This is a genomic window from Bacillus sp. P4_D3, assembly GCF_056401855.1.
This window is the reverse complement of the sequence record NZ_JBFUIN010000697.1, coordinates 1-1,592: the sequence shown is the minus strand read 5'-3', so window position 1 is coordinate 1,592 and position 1,592 is coordinate 1. Positions and strand designations below refer to the sequence as shown.

At 40.0% G+C, this 1,592-nt stretch carries 2 protein-coding genes and 1 pseudogene; all 3 read right to left on the bottom strand.

The features are described from left to right. On the bottom strand, nt 1-847 hold an 847-nt coding region (locus AC1DTM_RS25710; protein WP_477001212.1), incomplete at its 3' end, for a 2Fe-2S iron-sulfur cluster-binding protein. Next, nucleotides 816-1,008: pseudogene (locus tag AC1DTM_RS25705) on the bottom strand (hypothetical protein). The pseudogene AC1DTM_RS25705 and the gene AC1DTM_RS25710, both read right to left, overlap by 32 nt. Nucleotides 1,009-1,112: 104 nt before the next feature. Further along, a partial coding sequence (locus AC1DTM_RS25700) for a TerC family protein (protein ID WP_477001211.1) occupies nt 1,113-1,592 on the bottom strand: 480 nt, incomplete at its 5' end.

Here is a 1,592-nt window from a genome sequence, read left to right as displayed (position 1 = left end):
CTTTCGTCCATACTTCAAATGAACAACCTACACCACAAAACGTACATACTGTTTTCGTCTTCTTCGTACGAGTGTCACGCATCGCAGCTTCTACTTCTGACACAGCGAAAATACCGCTATATCCAGGTTCAACCTCTTTAATAAGATCGACCATAGGTTCAAGAATATCCGGCTTCAGCCCAGTCATAAATCCAGCTTCACCAAGCATCGATTTCTCCATTAATGCATTACAAGGACAAATTGTTACACATTGACCGCAGCTTACACATGAAGAATCGTTAATATCTACTCCTTCGTCCCAAATAACACGTGGGCGCTCTGCCTCCCAATCAATAGATAACGTTTCATTTACTTGCAAGTTTTGACATACCTCTACACATTGACCGCACGCGATACATTGATTCGGATCATAGCGATAAAATGGATGAGACATATCAACTTCACTTACATCAGCTTTTGGCTCATAAGGATATTTTTGATGCTCAATTTCCATTAATTCTGCCGTATTATGCAGTTTACAATTCCCGTTATTGTTGTCACAAACCGTACAGTAAAGTAAATGATTTTCCAATAAGCGGTCCATCGCCTCATGTTGTGCTGCCCTCGCACTAATAGAGGATAATTCAATATTCATACCGTCCGTCACTACTGTAGAACATGATCGCACTAGCTTTCCGTTAACTTCTACAATACAAGTATCACACGTTTGAATAGGATCCACTTCCGGCACATAACAAATTTGTGGATGTTCAATTCCGTTCTCATTAATGATACCTAGTACCGTTGAACCAGGCTCAGCACTATATTCTTTGCCGTCAATTGTAATATGAACCATGCTGTCGTTCATGGTTACTCCCCCTTTTTGAGAATAAAAAAAACTCCACCACGAAAATATACGCACCACATTTTTGGCACGTTATCATCATGGTGGAGTAGTTTATTAGCACATCTTGCTAAAATACCAATCCATTTATTCATAAATAAAATGATAGATTCATAACAGGTCATATCACGATTCCATCTTTAACACTGTAATTATAGCGTTAAATCGAAAAATACACAATATAATTATCATTAAAAAGGACAAAGCACATAATGCTCTGACCCTTTTATTACCTTTCGGGATTATTTTCGGCTGACTTATTTCCCGGTGCAAACCAACCAATTAGTGCGATCGCAACTAATACTCCATAGAAGATCAACGTCCAAGTTGTACTATGCGGAAAATCATGGTCTAAAATACCAATATCCTCATGAGCCAGTGTAATTACAGCTAATTTGACACCAACCCAAGCAACAATCGCATATGCCGTTGTTTCCAATGCTGGCCGTTTCTCAAGAAGCCCCACAAACCAAGTTGCCGCAAATTTAATTAAAATAAGTCCAGCGATCCCTCCAAGAAGTACAACAATGAACTGTCCTCCATCCATACCTCCGAAATCGTCAAGCGGTGAATCCGGAAGCCCTAGAGCAAGAGCAACTGCGGCTAATATTGAATCAATCGCGAAAGCAAGGTCAGCTAATGCAATCTTACCTACTGTGAACCAGTAGCTTTTACCTGCCGCTTCCTTTTCATGCCGCTTCCTTTTCAT